This is a genomic window from Aquibacillus saliphilus, from assembly GCF_020404745.1.
In the GTDB taxonomy this organism is placed as follows: domain Bacteria; phylum Bacillota; class Bacilli; order Bacillales; family Amphibacillaceae; genus Aquibacillus; species Aquibacillus saliphilus.
Genome location: NZ_JAIZAP010000005.1, coordinates 71,427 through 91,034, shown reverse-complemented (window position 1 = coordinate 91,034; position 19,608 = coordinate 71,427). Strand labels below are relative to the sequence as shown.

The window sequence follows — 19,608 nt, the reverse complement described above, 5'->3', positions numbered from 1 at the left end:
ACATGGAAGAGAAAATATTTTTCTATTATACAAGTGATATACATAGTCATTTTGAAAATTGGTCAAAGGTTGTAGGCCATTTTAATGAAAAAAAACGGCAAAGAAAAAGAGATAATCAATCCTATTGGTTAATAGACAATGGTGATTTCGTTGACCGCTTTCATCCAATTGCTGAAGCAACAATGGGTAGAACAAATGTGCAACTGTTGAATGCTGCAGAATATGATTTTGCGACAATCGGAAATAACGAGGGGATTACGCTCAAGTATGATGATTTATATCATTTATACGATGATGCTCAGTTTGAATTAATATGTGCAAATTTACATACAATTAATGGGGTAAACCCTTCTTGGTTGAAACCCACGTTAACAGTAGAATCGAAAAACGGTATTAAAATAGGAGTAATTGGACTAACTGCTCCTTTTAACGCATTTTATAATTTATTAGGATGGAACGTGAACTATCCGCTTGATGTATTAGATCAATACATCAAGCAATTAGCTAATGAAACGGACATCATTTTATTACTATCTCACTTAGGAATTAACGAAGATGAAGAAATAGCGCGTCGTTATCCAGAAATAGACGTAATTATTGGTGGGCATACACATCACTTATTTCGAGATGGCGAATACATTGATAATACACTATTAACCGCAGCCGGTAAGCATGGTAATTATGTCGGAGAGGTTATTCTAACATGGGACCATCTTGCTGGTAAATTAACAAAAAAAGAAGCTTACACAACGAATATAGCGCCATTTCATCAAGATTTGGATACGCAGAGTCAACTGGAAATCTATGGTGAACAATCAAAGCAAATTCTAAACAAGCCGGTCATGACGTTAACCGCTCCCCTTGAAGTGGATTGGTTCTGTGAGACGCATGTAATAAGCAAGTTAACAGAGACACTGAAAGAGTGGACGGATGCTGATTGTGCTATGTTAAATGCTGGTTTATTATTGGAAAGTTTTAACGAGGGAATAGTGAGCTATGCTGATGTACATAGGATTTGCCCTCATCCAATCAATCCTTGTGTCGTAGAGATTAGGGGAACAGAACTAATTGAAGTGATTAGAGGCTCATTTGCAAAGTCATTTATGGAATTGGAATTAAAAGGATTTGGGTTTCGAGGGAAGATAATTGGAAGAATGATTTACTCAGGAATAGAAGTTGATGTTGTTTCTAGTGATAGTGGAGATCTTCATGTCAAAAAGATTTTGATAAATGGCGCCCCAGTAGATATGGAAAGAACATATAAAATCGCAACTGCAGATATGTTTACTTTTGGTAAGTTATTACCAGAAATATCTAGATCGAAGTCAAAAAGCTTTTATATGCCGGAATTATTAAGGGACTTATTGGTAAAGACATTGCAGGAAAAAATATAAATTATTCACACGAGCCTCTTTTCTCCATATATTGAATGGAGAAGGGAGTGTTTTAATTGATTTCGGTAAAACCTTTAATGATTGAAGATCACTCTTTTGTAGCAACTAGCGTACAATTACCTAAGACAAATTTGCTGATTATCTCTAATGAAATTGGCTATGTGATGTGCGGTGCGCTGGATGTGGATTTATTGAATGAAAAACTATCAGATAGAAAAATTATTGCAGCTCGAGCGACTGGAGTTAAAACCATTGAACAATTACTTGAAGCACCACTTGACAAAGTGACAATTGAAGCTAAAAACAAAGGCTGGTATAAAGGGATTACGACTAAGGATGCACTGCTTAAAATTGCAGAGTAGTAGTTTAGAGGGTTATCTTTTTATGAAAAAGTTAACCCTCTTTCAGTTAATGAATTTTATTACCTTCTTCTATAGATCCTTTCGATTGCGATATTTGTAGAAATTTACAGGAATTTGTAGCTTGTCTTGTCTTTTTTTGGTAATATGAACTAAGGTGTCGATTGATATCATAGTAAGTAAGGAGAACAATATGAGACTAGTAGCTACAAAATCTACTGTACAAGGAACAGAGCTTGCTAAACCAATATACAATGATAACGGACAAGTCTTAATTCAAAAAGACGTAAAACTTACTAAGAGAATGTTGATGAGACTTCAACATTTAGGGATTACATATGTTTATATTAAGGACGCCTATACAGATGATATTATTATAAATCCACCGATTCCAGATGAACTCCGTATTGAAGCGATACAAATGGTTAAGACTTCTTTTGATCATTTTCAACAAGATGGGTTGATGAAGAACTCATTTCTATTTGATAAAACCGGTCAAAAAATGACTGATATGGTTCGTGTTATAGTAGACCAAGTAAATAACCGTGAAGAAGTTTTATCTATTCTTTCTGATATATTGATAAGTGATGACTATATATTTGCACATTCAATTAATGTTACGATTTACTCATTGGCACTTGCAACTGAATTAGGTTTACCACAAAAGAAGATAGAACAAATTGGACTTGGTTCTATGCTTCATGATGTGGGTAAGGTGTTAATCCCAGAAGAAATACTTCAAAAAAATTCTCGATTATCTAAACATGAATATGAAATTGTTAAAACTCATACCGAAGAAGGTTTTAATTTATTAAGAAAATCACCTAATATACCTTTACTTGTGGCCCACTGTGCTTTTCAGCACCATGAACGATTAAATGGTTCTGGATATCCAAGAGGATTAAGTAACAATGAAATCCATCCTTATGCAAAACTATTAGGTGTTGCTGATGTATTCGATGCTGTAACAAGTAATCGTGTGTATCGCGATGCTATGCTCCCACATGAAGGATTAGAGATTCTCTATGCTGGGTCAGGAGAATTATTTGAAAAACAAACAATAGAAGCATTTCGTAAAACAATTGCTGTTTATCCAAAAGGCCTCACAGTGGAATTAAGTGATGGAAGAACTGGCATTGTTGTTAAACAAAACAAGAATTTATACGAAAGACCTTTTATACGAGTTATAAAGGAACAAGATCAAGAAGTTGCTCCTTACGATATAGATTTAGCTGAATCTTTAAATGTAGTGATTACAGCTTGTAATACAGACGGTGCTAATAAAGTTAAATAATAATTCTAATCAATTTCATAATACTGATTTTTTGCAATTGTCATTCATATATAGTTGGGATAGACCGTTCCCAAACTATATGTGAATGACAATTACTACATAAGGTAATTATGAAATTAATTCTAATGCCTTCTTAAAAAGCATATTGTTTTTTGAGGGGGTTTTTAATTTGAGACGACGGCCTAAATTTAAAAGACATATTACTCCACCTCCAGCAAGACAAATATTCATGGTAACTCTTGTTTTCTTTTTATTATCAACTTTGATTAGTATATTAATTATAAACAATCAAATAAAGCCAGTACTAATGAGTATTGCTGTTGATAGAACTGAACAATATGCAAACAAGGCAATGGGGATAGCTGTTAGTAAGAGAATATCTGATGATTTGGATACGACAAATCTGTATCAGGCTCAAACGGATGAAGCCGGCAACATAATTAGTTATGTATTTAATACAGATGTAGAAAATAGAATTCAAAGAGATATACAGTATCGAGTCGAAAATTTCTTAGACAGAGTAGAAAAAGGGGATATTCCTGGTCCGGGTGCACCACTCGATGTAGAAGTGGAGCCTGAAGAAGAACAAACAATTGAAAAGGTTAAGGAAAATCAAAATTTGTTGGAAATTCCGATTGGTCAAGTTTTAGGCATACCATTACTTGCAAATTTAGGTCCTACCGTACCTGTAAATATCGACACGATTGGTATTGTCTCTACGGAGGTAACTGATGAGTTTATTGAGTCTGGCATAAACGGTGCTTATATTAATGTATTAGTCCATATTGAAGTAGAAGTAAGTGTTGTTATACCTTTTGCATCAGCTCCAATTAAACTTGAACAAGATATACCGATTACTCGTTTTTTTCAACCAGGCGATGTTCCGCAGTATTATAATAAAGGGGGAAATAACGATCCATCTTTATCAATACCAATTGACCCCTTGCAATAGTAGTGACGGATTGATATAATTCCTTTTGGAAATTAAATAAAAACTTGTCAGATCGGTGAGGTAGAGGTGCAGGTTAACAGAATTAATTAATGTAAGGATGACACCAGTGATCATTGATGAAAGGGTTAACTTGCCGAAGCAATAAAGAATGTCGAATCTCTATTGCTGGTATATCTTCAGAAGAGGAGATGTACTGTCATGTCTTGATGATACATGAGGGGCTACTGATCGAATCCTGAGGATAACATAGTTGCTAAAAGGCAGTGGTAGGTTATTTTCTATCACTGTTTTTTTATACTGTTATAAAGAATATACTTTTTAAGGAACCCACAGTATAGGAAAATAGTAGTTAAAACTGGATGATCCTTGAGAAGCGAAAAACAAAAATTATAGATTGATGCGGTTGATTTACGTTATAAGGTTACAAATGAAGCGCTTTTTAGATGAAATTTATTTGAGGTTTATTCCTGTAATTTAAAACTAAACCTCGTTTATGTAGAATTTAACGTTTGTCGTTTTTTCTAAATAAACCTAGTGATATCAAAACTAAACATGGGTAGATTAATCATCAAGACACTACTTTAATAGATATAGTTAATTGTCACAGTTTTTTGATTTCCACCAACTATTCTAATGGAGGTTACAGCATGGAAGGAACCATTTTTTCATTAATACCCGCATTGCTTATGCTTATTCTTGTTTTATTAACAAGGCGTGTCTTACTTTCACTTGGATCGGGTGTTCTAGTAGGCGCATTTATGTTGCATGATTTAAATTTATTAGGTGCTTCTAATGAAATTTGGCAAGTTTTCAGAAATATATTTGTAACTGATGAGGGGCTAAACCTAGGTAATCTGTACTTATTTGGTTTTTTATTATTATTAGGTATTACTACGGCTTTTATGACCGCATCAGGGGGGAGCCACGCATTTGGAGAATGGGCAATAGAGAAAGTCAAAACTCGCAAAGGAGCGCAAATTCTACCAGCTATTTTAGGTGTAATAATATTCATTGATGATTATTTTAACAGTCTAGCAGTAGGACAAGTTGCTCGTCCTGTAACAGACCGATATAAAATCTCAAGGGCAAAGCTTGCTTACATTATTGACTCAACGTCTGCACCAATCACTGTAATTTCACCAATATCGAGTTGGGGTGCATATATCATTGGTACAATTGGCTTTATTTTAGTTGAAAATGAAATTACTAATTTTCAACCATTGGAAGCATTTGTGAAAATGATTCCGCTAAATATGTACGCATTTGCTGCAATTTTCTTAGTTTTCTTTGTTGCAATAACTAATTTAGATATTGGACCTATGAAAAAACACGAGAAACGTGCGAAAAACACAGGTGAACTTTATGATATTGAAAAAGGTAATATTCCTGGGGACATGAAAGAAACATTTAAAGTAAATAAAAATGGTAAAATCTATCATTTAATTATTCCAATCGGGGCATTAATTATTGGTACTGTAGCTGCTATGATTGGAACTGGATTTCTTAATACGGATGAACAAGCGACTGTATTACTGATTTTTGAAAATACAGATGTGAATCTTTCGTTATTTTTAGGAGGACTATCTGCTGTAATAATTGCTTTTATCCTTTATCTATTTCAATTGCAGCCCAAAGCTAATTCTGCGAAAGTTTTTTGGGAAGGCGCAAAGACAATGCTTCCGGCTATATATATATTAATCTTGGCATGGATGATTGGAGCAATCATAGATAACTTGGGGACAGGTGAGTACTTAGCACAACTTGTTGAACGGACATCGTTAAACCCTGCTCTTTTACCGTTACTTCTATTTGCGGTTGCAAGCTTTATGGCTTTAGCAACTGGTACTTCTTGGGGAACATTTGGTATCATGTTGCCGATAGCAGGCGAAATTGCGGCTGTTACGGATATTGATCTTGTTTTGCCAGCACTAGCGGCCGTACTTGCAGGTTCTGTATTTGGAGACCACTGTTCACCAATTTCTGATACATCAATTCTTTCGTCTACAGGTGCTGGGTCAAATCATATTGACCACGTAATAACCCAGATACCATATGCTTTAATTGGTGCGGGAGCATCGGTAGGTGGATATTTATTATTAGGCTTTACTGGACAAGTGTTATTATCTCTTATTGCAACACTACTAATTGTGATAATACTTGCTATAGCTCTAAAGATGTTAAATACAAAAAAAGGCATAAACTAAACGAAAAGTACTTCACTATTTGTATTAATGAAGTACTGTGAGCAGAAAAATAGTAGCTGGGCATTTTAGGATGCTATTACATTGATTGTGGTACTAAGTCTTGCCTAGTTTTACGGTTAATCTAGTTATTTCAACTCTTTATTAACAAATAACAGAATCAATTTCATAATGACACTATGCAGCAGTTGTCATCCACATATAGTTCGGTAGCGGTCTATCCCAACTATATGCGGATGATAACTTTCAAAAAATCAATAGTATAAATTGACTGAACAGTAAAATTTTTCCTTAGTATGTAATCTTTTCTTACAATAGTTTTTAATTCCTTTGACAATGAAGAAAGTACTAGTTATAATCATTAATTATCAGAATACAATAAAAATTTGAAACATTCTTTCGCAAATAGTATTAATTTTTTAATTCATATGTTGAGTGTTTCCAAATTTGAAAAGGGGAGTAACAAATGGAAAATCGTTCACAATGGGGAACACGTCTTGGTTTCCTACTAGCAGCAATGGGTTCAGCAATTGGTTTAGGTAACATTTGGCGTTTCCCGGCAACAGCTTTTGAAAATGGCGGGGGAGCGTTTTTTATACCATACCTATTTGCCCTTCTAACGGCAGGTATTCCACTTCTTATTCTTGAATACACAATTGGGCATAAGTACCGTGGATCGGCACCAAGATCTTATTCTAAAATCAGCAAAGGTATGGAATGGATTGGGTGGTGGCAAGTTGCTGTTTCCTTCGTTATTTCTACTTATTACCCAATAATTATTGCATGGGCAATTATGTATTCTTATTTTTCTTTTGGGCAACAGTGGGGAAGCGATGCAACAGCTTTCTTTGTAGGAGATTATTTACAGTTAGCTGATCCAGGAACATTTGGGTCAATGGTACCTAAGGTGCTATTTCCAGTACTAGCTGTATGGTTAATTGTGTTTTTCTTCCTAGGTAAAGGTGTCAGAAAAGGCATTGAAGTAGCCAATAAAATATTTATTCCAACTTTAATTGTTATCTTTTTAATTATAGTTGTTCGTGCAGTTACGTTACCAGGCGCGTTACAAGGTTTAGATGCTTTCTTTAAACCGGATTGGTCCAGTATTACAGATGCTTCGGTATGGGTTGCAGCTTATGGACAAATATTCTTTAGTTTATCTATTGCATTTGCGATTATGATTACTTATGCTTCGTATTTGCCTAAAAAGTCTGATATTACCAATAACGCATTTATCACTGGTTTTGCGAACTCTTCGTTTGAATTATTAGCTGGTATCGGGGTATTTGCTACCTTAGGTTTCATGGCATCACAATCTGGTGAAGCAGTTTCTGATGTAGTAGCTGGTGGTGTTGGGCTAGCCTTTATGGTATTCCCGGAAATTATCAGTCAAATGCCAATGGCAGGATTGTTTGGATTCTTGTTCTTTGCATCGTTAGTACTTGCTGGTTTATCTTCAATGATTTCAATTTCTGAAACCTATATTGCCGGTATTCAGGAAAAGTTTAATGTTTCACGTGGTAAAGCTGTCGCATTCGGTGGTGGTCTTGCTGCAGTATTTTCATTATTTTTTGCCAATCAAGGCGGACTAAACCTTCTTGATACGGTTGATTACTTCATTAACAGTTATGGTGTAGCGTTAGCGGGTCTGTTTGAGGTTGTAGCAATCGCTTGGTTTGCTAAAGGGTTAAAAGATTTTCAAGCTCATGCAGACGGTGTCTCAGATATTAAACTTGGACTATGGTGGAGAATTTGTCTAGGTATTATTACCCCTGTAGTATTGGGTTATATGATGTTTCAAAATCTTAAAACAGAGGTAGTTGGTGATCCTGAAACAGGTGCACCATATGGTGGTTATCCACTTGAATTTTTATTCACCTATGGTTGGGTAGTAGCAATCGGTGCAATGTTTGTTGGTGCCTTAATGACTGTGAAAAAATGGCCAAAGAATGCATCTGAAGCAAAATTACATGATTCTGAAGATGAGGGGGTTGCTAAATAATGTCAGTTAGCGCTATTGTAATGGCTGTTATTGGTATAGTAATTATATGGGGAGGACTTGCAGCTAGCATCACTCATGCTGTTAAGTCATCAAAATAAATGATAAGATAACAAACCCTTACCGGATCCAATTCGGTAAGGGTTTTCTTAACTTTGGAAATAATAAATGACTACCCCACCTGAGATTTTAAGACACGCCATTCTGTTGAAAAAACCACGACGAGGTTTGTCTTATTGCCCTAGGGTGCTGTTAAAGGCGCCTGTTTATTTTAAGGATTCAATAAGAGGGTTAGACAATGTAGAACCGAATCTTCCTAACAATTTTAACCAATTATTTACTATTTCTTGCATTCCTTTCCCATCGTTTGAGTGATGGATATGGGTCAAACGACCATTCGCTATAACCATTGTCTTTATACATCCCATAATGCAAATGAGGAGGGAACTTTCCAGATGTCCCAGGTGGACCATATCCAGTTGCACCAACAGAACCAATAACGTCTCCTGGTTTTACTACATCTCCAACTTCAATGCCCTCCTGGTATCCATTTAAGTGAGCATAATAATGGTATCTGTTTTGAACATCACGTATCCCTATTCTCCAACCACCATATCTGTTCCAACCTTTTATTTCTACGACGCCATAAGTGGTAGATTTTACAGGTACACCATAGTTGGCAAAGATATCAGTACCTTCATGAATTCTTCTTCCACCGAAACCACGAGCATCTCCCCAAGTGTTTTTATAGCTAAAATTCATATTGAGTGGTAACGGAAAATCATTATCTTCCAGGGTAATGGTATTAAAGGTTTGGTAAACCTTAGCAATATTCATAATCGTTTGGACAGTAAGTTCACGTTGATAGTACTTCCATAAAGCGATTTTTATATCTTGTCTTGTTTTTCCTTGTCGCTCAATAAAGCTTGCCATGCTGTATAAAATATCTTCATCATCTGTTGGGTCAGCGGTTCCATCACCGTTACCATCTTGTCCAAAACCATTAAACATAGATATCCATGCTGATGTTTTATCCTTGCTAGGGTTTCCAATACCAAACCAATTAATTTCAGGAATGGTTATTGAAATGAGGTCATCAGAGGCTGTTTCTTTTTGACTATGTTTTTCATATTGATCTATAGCAGCTAAGTAGAACCAGGATATATTGGTTAACGCCTCAGTTTTCTTATATAAAGCCATTTTTTCTTTATCAATGTCTTCTTTTTTATCATTTTCCTCAGCATTTAATTCTAAAGGAAACATAGAAAAAGCAAGGAAGAAAATAATGATTTTTTTAACAATTTGATTTGAAATGATTTACACCCCCTAATCGTTTTGTTTTTGATATTAAGTAGTGTGCACGACATCTTTATAAAGATAATTGGAAATAGAACCCTTATCATTTCTGAGGATTGTAAACGTCCGTAAAACCCTCACTCTAAGTGTCTCTGCTAACGAAGTAACTGTTAGTGAGGATTTTACGAACAACCATAGTTTGATTTTGAAACTGTTGTGTACGTGTGCAGATTGTAAATTTATTCGATTAAAAATTTACCTATTCATATGCTCTACTTGTTCATTATTACTTTTATATTCATCGTACACTTCTTCACCTTGAGGTGTTTTTTTCATATCTTTAATAATACTCTCAAGTGTACTTTCATACTCATCGTCAACTGTTAAGGAGTTTTCTAGGCTTTGGATATCTCTAAACGTAACGGACTGATCTGAAACATAAACTTTATAGAAACGTGGCAAAAGTGATAAACCTGTTTTTCGTGCTATTGTTGCAGCTTTTTCTCTTTCCATATTTTCAGGTTTATTATAAGCAATTAACACTTCTTTGTCGGTAACTAATGTAGCAACATCTTCAAACCCATCATAACGAATAATCATACGGGTAATTGTATCAGCCATTTCCCATCGATCCATCGCGACATAATGATTACTTTCTTCTTCCATATCGATTTCATCTTTGTTATATTTAACGTATCCAAGGCGTGATGTGATTTCTTGATCAACATCCTTTTGATCGGACTGAAACTCATCTCTAGCATTGTCTCCCTGCTGAGTACCACTGTTTTCATCACGTTCTAAGGTGCGCTCTAGATCATGTCCAGCTTCATTACCTGCAGCACAACCTGAAATGACTAAAGTACTAGCAAATAGGGATGACAAGATAAACGTTTTTGTGCTCATAATTTATCCTCCTGACCTAATAAATCTCCCCGTTTTAGTGTTAGTATTTTATCCTGAACACATGCTAGCAAAAATAATACTATTATAATAAATCCTTCCAATCTTGGGTAAATAACCAAGTTGATTCAAATTCAAAAAAATATGGTACACTATATACAGTTTAAGGAGTGGATGGGCATGATTGAAATTCAAGGAAAAAAGTATGAAATGATAGAGAATATAAGAGAAGGTTTTCAAGAAGAGGCGTTCATTGAAAGATATAGTGAAATTTTAAATAAATATGACTTTATATTGGGCGACTGGGGTTATGACCAATTAAGGCTAAAGGGTTTTTTTGATGATCAAAATCCAAAAGCAGCTTTTGATACAAAAATAAGTACTGTAGATGATTATTTATATGAATATTGTAATTTTGGTTGTGCCTATTTTATAATAAAACGTATTTATACATAAAAGCTAGTTCGTTTTTTCACCCTTTTTAGCATAAATAAAAAATCCTCCAGATTTTCGGTTATGTTTGCTGGAAAAAGGAGGATTTACTAGCCATGAAATTATAAAATGGACTCTTGTGGATGACCTAAGTCCTAAGTAGCCACCTCGAGTTCCAGTGAAAGCACTTTACTGAATTTACTTCGAAGCTTTGTATCGAGTAATCGCACTTGGTTGGTGAATAATCTAAGTCCCAACTACCCCCACCTGAGGTCATAAGACTTCCCTCATCACAGGTAATAACACCATGACAAGGCTGTCTATTGCACTAGGATGACCACTTAGGAAATTTGTTCAAAGGCGTCTTTTACTTTTGCTGTTGATTAAACTATCTCACTGCTCTGCAGGCTATAAAAGCTCTTGAAGAAAACTTCGTAAATCTTGAGCATCAATTTCTGTCAGCTTGTAGGCATGTTCAAGAGTTCCTTTTTCAGCTATATTTTCCTTATTTAACAGTGCATACCTGTTGCTGTTTAAATCTAGAATTAGCTTTTTGTTTTCATATTGTTCAGTAGTAATTATAGCGATATCAAAGCGTTTATAATCACCTTTAAAACTTACAATTCTTGTCTTTGCATGGAAACTTTCATCCTTAATTAGTACATGACTATCTTTCATCTCATACCTCCGTCATTAACTGTTCTATTTAGTAATTGACATTATAAAGACCGTTATTCATCACGTCTTCTATATTAAAATAACAAATAGATGCGACAAATTAAAGGGATATCTTAAGGAATAGCATTAATATATGGTATGATAAATGTATCCTTAATGTAAACAGGAGGCTGTTAGATTGTACTTTGTTGATAGAAACGAAATAGAGAAAACATTATTATATATAGAAGGATTGCTCCAGGAGATTGAACAACATCAATTTAATTCCTTTCTAGAGAGATTAAGTTTGGAAAGAATGTCCCATATGATTATTGAATCGATCCTTGATGTGGGGAACATGATGATTGATGGTTTTATTATGAGAGACCCTGGAAGTTTTACAGATATAATTGATATCCTAGTTGATGAAGATGTGTTGCCAGAGACAGAATCAGATAATTATAAAGAAGTAATTAATTTAAGAAAGATGTTAGTAAAGGAGTATTTAACGATTGATCATGACCAAATACTTTCTTTGATAAATAACAATTATGATTCTCTTGAGAAATTCAGTATGCGTATTAGAAGTTATCTTGATAATCAAACAAACGTTGCGACAGCATTTTCTAATCAGTAATAGGATTATCTCGTATTCACATCGTGATACCCCTCGTTCAATTTAACGAGCAAGGCCTAAGCTTAACGGGTAATCTACTCTATTAGTCACTGTTCGATTAAAATTGAAAAGGAGGTTTTTTTGATGATTAAAAAAAGTTCTGTCAAAGAAAAAATATTACTGCAACTTAAACAGAAAAATAAACTTTCGATTGTTCAATTAATGGAAAATTTTCAAATTACGGACATCGCTTTACGAAGGCATATTCATAAGCTTGAGCAGGATGGTTATATAAATTCCTTCCAAGAAAAACAAACGGTAGGCCGCCCTTACCATATTTATCAGTTAACTCCAAAAGGGGAGGATATATTCCCTTCTCATTATCAACAGTTTTCTGTGGACCTGTTAAAAGAGCTTGAGGAATTAAAAGGAAAAGATTTTGTTTATCAACTTTTAGCTAGTAGAGCGGAAAAAACTACAAGTGAGTATAAAAGTAAAATAGCGAATGAAGAGGATTATTTAAATAGAATAGAAAAATTAGTTCAAGTTCAAGAAGAGAAAGGTTATATGACCGATTTACAAACAAACACAGATGGTTCTTATACGTTAAAACAATTTAATTGCCCAATTTCAAGTGTTGCCCATGAATATAAAGGTATTTGTGAGCAGGAAGTCGATTTATTCACAGAACTATTGAAGGATAGTAAGGTAGTTGCAAGTACATGTATTGTAAACGGTGCTAACTGTTGTAGCTTTTTAATTGAAGATAATCGAAAATAAGACAGGCTCCTTTTATAAAGGGAGCCTGTCTTATTTTCGATTATCCTTGGATTTTATATTAGGTAAGGACCGAAGAAAAACGCTAGCATTGTGATGTGAACACCCATAAAGTAGAGCAGTCTAACTGGAACATTCCACTCATTTTGAGTAGCCCCAATTGAGGCGCATAAATGGGCTAATATACCTAAAATTAGTAAGAATACCAAATCACTATTTTGGAAAGTAAGATAGCCAGGTGCTTTTATGTCTATTGTGTCGATAAAGAAACGGTGTTTGAACAAAAGTACGGCCACTGCATAGGATATTAACCCAACATAGTAGACCCAAGTTGGATCTCGATCTAGCAGGTTTCGTTTAGACATGTAGATAATTGTTATCAGCAGTAACGGCCAAATGAACCACATACTAGATATTAAGATAGCGAATATAGCTACTGAACCCATGCCGATGGTTTTGCCTAAAGCCTTGATATATTCAGTACCAGTATATTGCTTCGTCAGGCCAATTAACGCTTGGTCAGAAGAAGAAAGGAGAATGTCATTAGCCTCACTTTGAAAATCTATCCATGATATTGTATCGTTATTAATCCACTGAGGTTTAGCTGAATAATCGGATGTATTACTTCTACGATAAATTTTATAATCTTCTTCATTTACTACAGCTTCGTAAATATTAAAAGCAGTTGTTCCTTGATATTTTGTTTTACTTTTACCTTTTGCTGAGAAAAGTATCTTCACATTTTCATTTTCAAATGCTAAAGAAAGATCACTAATATTTCTTAACTCATTAGCTCCTTTTGGATCGTTAAATGTGATTTTGTTTAATTTAGGTTTGTTTTCATTTTCGAAGAGATATACGTTATTAACCGGTACTGAACCTCCTGCACCTTTTCGTTCTGTTTTAAACACAAAGGCTAGATGGTTATCTTTATATGCTAGAGCGGCATCTTGTACTCGTTCACTTCGTGATATAGAGAACTTTTGTTTGTGAATGGTTGTTGTCAAATTATCGCTATGTTTATATACGGAAACATCTAATTTGTCCTGATTCTTAGCATATGTGAGAAAAACAAGTTCTTCAGTCTCTGCTTGATAAGTAACCAGTTCATCAAATTCACCTTCAATGGTGTAAAGTATTTCTGATGTTTTTGTTTTTAGATTTAATTGATAAACCACATTGTTTTTTAGATAAATAAGTGCATCCCTAAGTGGATGAAAACTATCTGCGTTTGTAATTTCCTTTTTCGTGGTACCATCGTATATCGTTTTATATTGGAAATAAACTAAATCGTTCCCCTTTGAAAATACTTTCGTCCACTTATTAAACGGTATATCCGGGAAATTCTCCTCATCAATTACATTATACTGGCTTCCATAGGTTTTCTTAACTAATATTTGGTCATCGAATTCTACAATCTCAATGGCACCATCCTCAGTTTTTGAAATAAACGGGTACTTATTTATGTTGGTGCTTCCAATCGGTAATGCTCTACTCCAGTCCTCATCAGGAACCTCTGTTACATTTTTAAAATTCTCGCTAAATAATAAACCAATGGCAACTAATAAAATGATTGCTGGAATTAACCAATATAGGCGTGATTTTAAACGCATACCATAGACCTTCTTTTTTAGATTTTTTGATTATTAAATACTAAACTTATGGAAATTTTATCATTTTTCAGAAAAATTTGGAAGTAGTTAATCTAATGCTGTCTTCAGTTATAAAAGATTCGAGAGGACTAATTTGACAGCATAGATAAATAATAGGGGAATTTCCCCCTCAAGATGAGGAGGTTCCCCTATACCATTGTCTCCATAATTTGCTTACAATTAAATTAATAAAGAAAACGTTCGTAAAGGGAGAGTTCAAATGGAAGATGTCAGTATGAAAGAACCAATGGGTAATATGGAAAAAAGGACTAATTCGATAAATAACGCATTTGCATCAAAATTTGCGAAATCAATGTTTCTCGCCGTAAGTGGTCTAGTAATTCTTTCTATTATTGGTACTAGAATGTTTACGCATGTGGATTTAAATCTATATGGGTACATGGTTGGTACAATTGTTTTTTTAGGTGGCTTTTTCTATCGCTTTATTGCTTGGGGGGAGAGACCACCAACCAAAATTTTTATTAAAAAAGGATTTAAGCTATTATTTCGTAAAACGACACCGAAAACTGCGGTGAATCATCTAGCGGTATATAAATTCATCTGGAATAGGGGAATTTACCGATGGACTCAACACATCTTAATAGGTTGGGGCGTTATACTATCGTGTCTAGTGACCTTCCCACTCGTATTTGGCTGGATGTATTTTACAATGGAAGATAGCGGAATGTACACGATCGTTGGAATGGGAATGGATCTTATGACTGTTCCAGCTGATGGTTTTATCGCTTTTATGTCTTATAACGCGCTTAATTTCAGCGCAATTATGGTAATCATGGGTGTTTGTATGGCACTCTATCGACGCCTTAAAAATATGCAGGCTAGAGCAGAACAGAATTTCATGTATGACTTTTTACCACTTTATCTTTTGATTTTTATAAGTGTAACAGGTCTTCTGTTAACGTTTATCAATGTATTCTTACATGGTGCAGGACATTATGTGATGTCTCTAATCCATCAATATTCAGTTATTGTTACCTTAATTTACTTGCCTTTTGGAAAGCTTGCTCACATTCCTTTTAGACCACTTAGTGTGTTTGCCAGAAACTACCGTGAACATTACGGAGAGAAATCTATGAAACAATGTAAGGTTTGTGGAGATGACTTTGTTTCAATTGAACAATCCAACGATGTTATCGAGGTGTTAGGAACGAATGATATTGAATTCAACATGAAAGATGGTTTCAATCTAGCTGAACTGTGTTTACCTTGTCGAAGAAAATATCGTATTTCAAGATTTTCTGGCTTTGCTACACATGAAGTACCAATCAAGGAGGCAAATCAAAATGCAAAAGGATAAATTTTTTAGAGATATAGAAAACGTAAGACATCGAAATGAAGAGTTGGTTAAGACACATTGTAGCTATTGTGGTATGCAGTGTGGTATGAACTTACGAGTAGATAAAAGTACAAATAAAATTATTGGTGTTGAACCGAGATATGACTGGCCAGTAACTCTCGGAAAGATGTGTCCTAAAGGTGTTACGGCTTATCAACAAACAAACCACGACGACCGCATTCTTAAACCACTTATTCGCGATGACGCTTCATTAAAAGGAACGAAAGAAGGCTTTCGTGAGGCGAGTTGGGACGAAGCATATGATCTGATTGCTAAAAAGTTTGGTGAACTTCAAGAAGATTATGGTAAAGATAGCCTTTCCGTATTTAGCGGTGTATCAATGACTAATGAAAAGTGTTATTTAACTGGTAAATTTGCCAGAGTTGCAATGGGAACTAGATACATAGACTACAACGGACGTTTCTGTATGTCTAGTGCTGCAGGTGGTTTTTTAAGATCATTTGGTGTTGACCGTGGATCAACCTTACCTTGGACAGATGTTCATCAAACTGATTGTCTGTTTATTGCTGGAAGTAATACGGCTGAATGTCATCCGACTTCAATGTTTAGAGTATGGGCTGTTCAAGAACGTGGTGGTTATCTAATCGTTGCAGATCCAAGAGAAACCCCTGTAGCTAGAAGAGCAGATGTACACTTAGACCTAAGACCAGGGACGGACTTAGCGTTAGCAAATGGTATCTTGAATTTATTGATTCAAAATGGTTATGCAGATGAATCTTTCGTTAATCAACACACAAATGGATTTGAAGAGACAAAAGAGTTAGTAAAAGATTTCACTCCGGAATACACAAGCATGATTACTGGTGTTGCGGTTGAAAAGATTGAAAGAGCAGCTGAAATATACGGAAAAGCTCCTAATGCGATTGTTATGTTTGCTAGAGGAGTTGAACAACAACATAAAGGTGTTGATAACGTTTCAGCATATACAAACATGGCGCTAGTTACAGGAAAGATTGGTAGACCAAAAGCGGGTGTAGCTACCTTTACTGGACAAGGAAATGGCCAAGGTGGTCGAGAACACGGACAAAAGAGTGACCTACTACCAGGTTATCAAAAAATAACAAACCCTGAAGCGGTCGAACGTGTAAGTAAGGTCTGGGGAATTGAGCCTGAAGAAATGCCAAAACCTGGTGTATCTGCTTATGAAATGTTTGAACTAATGGATAATAAAACAATTCGTGGACTATATTTACTTTGTTCGAACCCGGCTGTTTCGGCACCGAATTTAAATTTTGTAAGAGGCGCACTGAAAAAATTAGACTTTATGGTATGTGGGGATTTCTTTTTATCGGAATCAGCAGAATATGCAGATGTGATTCTACCCTCAGTTTCATGGTCTGAGGATGAAGGAACAACAACGAATCTTGAGGGTCGAATTATTAAAATTAATAAAGCACAGGAACCTATTGGTGAATCAAAGCCGGATTGGCTGATGCAGGTTGAGCTTGCTGAAAGACTTGGTAAGGGTAAGCATTTTTCACACTTAAAGACTGCTAAAGATGTAGCGGAAGAATTCAGATTAGCTTCAAAGGGTGGAGTTGCCGATTATTACGGGGCTACTTGGGATAAGATCGATGAACAAGACGGTGTTTTTTGGCCTTGTACAGATAAAGAAGATAAGGGAACTCCGCATATGTTCCTTGATAAACAGTTTTATCACCCTGATGGAAAAGCGAAAATTTGTGCACTTCCATACAGACCGCCAGCAGAGGAACCGTCTGAGAAGTATCCACTTCGTTTAACAACCGGACGTGTCGTTTACCATTATTTATCAGGAAACCAAACGAGGAGAATTAAGTTTCTTAACGATATGTGTCCAGACCCATACGTTGAAGTTCATCCAATTACTGCAGCGGAGTATGACATCGAGCATGATGAAGTAGTTCTTCTCTATACACTTAGAGGGAAGGCAAATTATAAAGTGAAAATAACAGAGGCAATTCGAGAAGACACTGTTTTTGTCCCTTATCATTTTGGAGATTTAGAATCAATTAATTTATTAACTATAGCGGCATTAGATCCTATATCAAAAATGCCGGAATATAAAGCATGTGCTGCTCAAATTGACAAAATAAAAGTTGCTGGGAAGGTGCTTTAAATGACGACAACAACAACGACAAGAAGAAAATTATACATGGAACTTGAGAATTGTATAGGCTGTAGAGCGTGTCTTGCTGCTTGTACGCAGTGCGGAGGACATGAACAGAAAAACAGAAACTATGTCTATGATGTAAATCCTTTAGTAAACAGTCAAACAATGCCATTGATGTGTTTACATTGCGTAGATCCTGCTTGTGCTAGAAGCTGTCCTGCTCAAGCGATACAAATCCATGAAACTGGTGCAGTATTATCTGCCACGGTAGACAAATGTATTGGTTGTCAAAACTGTACAATTGCTTGTCCATATGGAATACCTAAATTTGACGAGGAAGAAAACCTCATGTACAAATGCGACTTATGTATTGATCGTACCAAAGATGATATCCCACCAATGTGTGCAAGTGTATGTCCTTCAAACACGCTGCAATGGTTAACAGAGGACGAAATCGCAGACAAAAAACAAGCTACTGATGTTGGTAACGATAAATGGGTAACAAGCATGCCTTATCTTGAGGGCGAAACACATGTAACAGTTAATCTTCCTGGTGTCTTACAGGGGACAGTAAAACTGTTTTAGGGAGGGTATTTAAATGACAAACAAAAACGGTAAAATTCCAGAAAAAGATGACAATTACACAAATAATATTAATAGAAACAATGATCGTTCACTAGACCGTCGTGGATTCATGAAGACATTAGCAGGTGCTGCTGGCGTATTCGCAGTTGCCTCCCTTCCTTGGGGCACATTGGCTGCCAAAGAACTCATGGGACTCGCCGATAAAGAATATCCACATAAAAAGATAGTTGATATAAAAGATATCGCAGTAGGAGAATCTGTCGAGTTTCATTTCCCAAGTGACCACGATAGTGCAGTATTAATAAGGCTGGAAGAAAATAAATATGTTGCCTATCAAAATGCTTGCACACACTTGAGATGTCCAGTTTATTGGGTAAAAGAACAAAAAGAAATGGTATGTCCTTGTCATCATGGAAAATTTGATGTAAATACTGGTGCGCCTACTGCTGGACCTCCAAGACGACCACTTCCTGAAATTGTAGTACATCAAGAGGATGAAGCGATCTTCGCAGTAAGGGTGAAACGTTATGAAGCGTAGCTATCTAGGAGTCATTATTCTTTGTCTTATTTTAGCGATGAATATTGTTTTTACTCAATTAATTGTTCACCAATATTACCATGAAAATTATCAAAATGTCCTAATTTATATGGGGATTAACATTATACTATTTCCTATTGCCATTCTTGTTTATAAAAAGGAAAAAAACAAAGGAGGCAGTTAAAAATTATGAAAAAAAGCGAAACTTACTTAGACTTTTGTTTTATTCGAGAGAAGTCAGGTCAACTAGCAACAGAGGTCGAATCAATATTTGAACAATTATTTAAATACGAACGTCTCCAGTGGTATCTAGATGAAAAAGAGGAAATGGGAGCTGAAATAGTCGTAGCTGAGGTTAAAGGCATGAGCAGGTGGTTAACAGAACAAGAAGTTATTGATTATTTAGAGGATAATGCTAGTGAAAACTTTTGGTCTATGTTACAAGGTTATCAGTTTCAAGTTCTTCCTGTAATGAAAGGATGTTAG

Annotated in this window: 20 protein-coding genes and 1 riboswitch; of the genes, 16 read left to right on the top strand and 4 right to left on the bottom strand. The window is 35.4% G+C overall.

Annotated elements, in window-relative coordinates:
* Window positions 1-2: 2 nt before the first annotated feature.
* The 7 genes from LD272_RS07185 to LD272_RS07155 all read left to right on the top strand — a co-directional run bounded on the left by LD272_RS07185 (window position 3) and on the right by LD272_RS07155 (window position 8,300).
* Window positions 3-1,394: a bifunctional metallophosphatase/5'-nucleotidase gene (locus LD272_RS07185; protein WP_226035925.1), complete on the top strand. Its 1,392-nt coding sequence runs from the start codon at window positions 3-5 to the stop codon at window positions 1,392-1,394.
* Between the two features lie 56 nt (window positions 1,395-1,450).
* Complete coding sequence (locus tag LD272_RS07180; RefSeq protein WP_226035924.1) at window positions 1,451-1,756, top strand: YunC family protein; 306 nt, start codon at window positions 1,451-1,453, stop codon at window positions 1,754-1,756.
* 190 nt (window positions 1,757-1,946) lie between these two features.
* On the top strand, window positions 1,947-3,047 hold the full coding sequence (locus tag LD272_RS07175; RefSeq protein ID WP_226035923.1) for an HD-GYP domain-containing protein: 1,101 nt from the start codon (window positions 1,947-1,949) through the stop codon (window positions 3,045-3,047).
* Between the two features lie 169 nt (window positions 3,048-3,216).
* Entirely contained in the window at window positions 3,217-3,999 is a 783-nt protein-coding gene (yunB, locus tag LD272_RS07170) for a sporulation protein YunB (protein ID WP_226035922.1), read from the top strand.
* Between the two features lie 53 nt (window positions 4,000-4,052).
* A riboswitch (Lysine riboswitch) is annotated at window positions 4,053-4,231 on the top strand.
* Between the two features lie 415 nt (window positions 4,232-4,646).
* Complete coding sequence (locus LD272_RS07165) at window positions 4,647-6,203, top strand: Na+/H+ antiporter NhaC family protein (RefSeq protein ID WP_226035921.1); 1,557 nt, start codon at window positions 4,647-4,649, stop codon at window positions 6,201-6,203.
* A 463-nt stretch (window positions 6,204-6,666) separates the two neighbouring features.
* Window positions 6,667-8,202: a sodium-dependent transporter gene (locus tag LD272_RS07160; protein WP_226035920.1), complete on the top strand. Its 1,536-nt coding sequence runs from the start codon at window positions 6,667-6,669 to the stop codon at window positions 8,200-8,202.
* A complete protein-coding gene (locus LD272_RS07155) occupies window positions 8,202-8,300 on the top strand; it encodes a methionine/alanine import family NSS transporter small subunit (protein WP_226035919.1) in 99 nt (32 codons plus the stop codon). The genes LD272_RS07160 and LD272_RS07155 overlap by 1 nt, the downstream gene beginning before the upstream one ends.
* Window positions 8,301-8,532: 232 nt before the next feature.
* Here LD272_RS07155 and LD272_RS07150 read toward each other — a convergent pair whose 3' ends face one another.
* Window positions 8,533-9,462 carry a M23 family metallopeptidase gene (locus LD272_RS07150; RefSeq protein WP_226035918.1) on the bottom strand — a complete coding sequence of 310 codons (930 nt, stop codon included), beginning with the start codon at window positions 9,460-9,462 and terminating at the stop codon, window positions 8,533-8,535.
* 288 nt (window positions 9,463-9,750) lie between these two features.
* Window positions 9,751-10,398, bottom strand: a complete 648-nt coding sequence (locus LD272_RS07145; RefSeq protein ID WP_226035917.1) for a YhcN/YlaJ family sporulation lipoprotein — start codon at window positions 10,396-10,398, stop codon at window positions 9,751-9,753.
* Window positions 10,399-10,575: 177 nt separating this feature from the next.
* On the opposite strand from LD272_RS07145, the gene LD272_RS07140 reads away from it, so the two are divergent.
* Window positions 10,576-10,851, top strand: a complete 276-nt coding sequence (locus LD272_RS07140; RefSeq protein ID WP_226035916.1) for a YutD family protein — start codon at window positions 10,576-10,578, stop codon at window positions 10,849-10,851.
* Window positions 10,852-11,235: 384 nt separating this feature from the next.
* Here the strand turns inward: LD272_RS07140 and LD272_RS07135 are convergent, their stop codons facing one another.
* The gene (locus LD272_RS07135; RefSeq protein ID WP_226035915.1) at window positions 11,236-11,505 is read right to left on the bottom strand and encodes a DUF3055 domain-containing protein; all 270 of its coding nucleotides are present in this window, start codon (window positions 11,503-11,505) and stop codon (window positions 11,236-11,238) included.
* Between the two features lie 178 nt (window positions 11,506-11,683).
* Here LD272_RS07135 and LD272_RS07130 point away from each other — a divergent pair, with 178 nt between their 5' ends.
* Together LD272_RS07130 and LD272_RS07125 are read left to right on the top strand one after the other, a co-directional pair.
* Complete coding sequence (locus LD272_RS07130; protein ID WP_226035914.1) at window positions 11,684-12,121, top strand: DUF86 domain-containing protein; 438 nt, start codon at window positions 11,684-11,686, stop codon at window positions 12,119-12,121.
* A 123-nt stretch (window positions 12,122-12,244) separates the two neighbouring features.
* Window positions 12,245-12,880 carry a helix-turn-helix transcriptional regulator gene (locus tag LD272_RS07125; RefSeq protein WP_226035913.1) on the top strand — a complete coding sequence of 212 codons (636 nt, stop codon included), beginning with the start codon at window positions 12,245-12,247 and terminating at the stop codon, window positions 12,878-12,880.
* 53 nt (window positions 12,881-12,933) lie between these two features.
* Here LD272_RS07125 and LD272_RS07120 read toward each other — a convergent pair whose 3' ends face one another.
* The gene (locus LD272_RS07120) at window positions 12,934-14,490 is read right to left on the bottom strand and encodes a hypothetical protein (RefSeq protein ID WP_226035912.1); all 1,557 of its coding nucleotides are present in this window, start codon (window positions 14,488-14,490) and stop codon (window positions 12,934-12,936) included.
* Window positions 14,491-14,806: 316 nt separating this feature from the next.
* Between LD272_RS07120 and LD272_RS07115 the strand changes: the two genes are divergently transcribed.
* Genes LD272_RS07115 through LD272_RS07090 form a run of 6 tightly spaced genes read left to right on the top strand, consistent with a single transcriptional unit; the run spans window position 14,807 to window position 19,608 of the window.
* Window positions 14,807-15,847: a hypothetical protein gene (locus LD272_RS07115; protein WP_439647387.1), complete on the top strand. Its 1,041-nt coding sequence runs from the start codon at window positions 14,807-14,809 to the stop codon at window positions 15,845-15,847.
* Complete coding sequence (locus LD272_RS07110) at window positions 15,834-18,005, top strand: molybdopterin oxidoreductase family protein (RefSeq protein WP_226035910.1); 2,172 nt, start codon at window positions 15,834-15,836, stop codon at window positions 18,003-18,005. The genes LD272_RS07115 and LD272_RS07110 overlap by 14 nt, the downstream gene beginning before the upstream one ends.
* Window positions 18,006-18,584: a 4Fe-4S dicluster domain-containing protein gene (locus LD272_RS07105; protein ID WP_226035909.1), complete on the top strand. Its 579-nt coding sequence runs from the start codon at window positions 18,006-18,008 to the stop codon at window positions 18,582-18,584.
* A gap of 13 nt (window positions 18,585-18,597) precedes the next feature.
* Window positions 18,598-19,122 (top strand): QcrA and Rieske domain-containing protein, encoded by a 525-nt coding sequence (locus tag LD272_RS07100; protein WP_226035908.1) that lies wholly within the window; start codon window positions 18,598-18,600, stop codon window positions 19,120-19,122.
* Complete coding sequence (locus LD272_RS07095; protein WP_226035907.1) at window positions 19,112-19,306, top strand: hypothetical protein; 195 nt, start codon at window positions 19,112-19,114, stop codon at window positions 19,304-19,306. The genes LD272_RS07100 and LD272_RS07095 overlap by 11 nt, the downstream gene beginning before the upstream one ends.
* 5 nt (window positions 19,307-19,311) lie before the next feature.
* Window positions 19,312-19,608 (top strand): hypothetical protein, encoded by a 297-nt coding sequence (locus tag LD272_RS07090; protein WP_226035906.1) that lies wholly within the window; start codon window positions 19,312-19,314, stop codon window positions 19,606-19,608.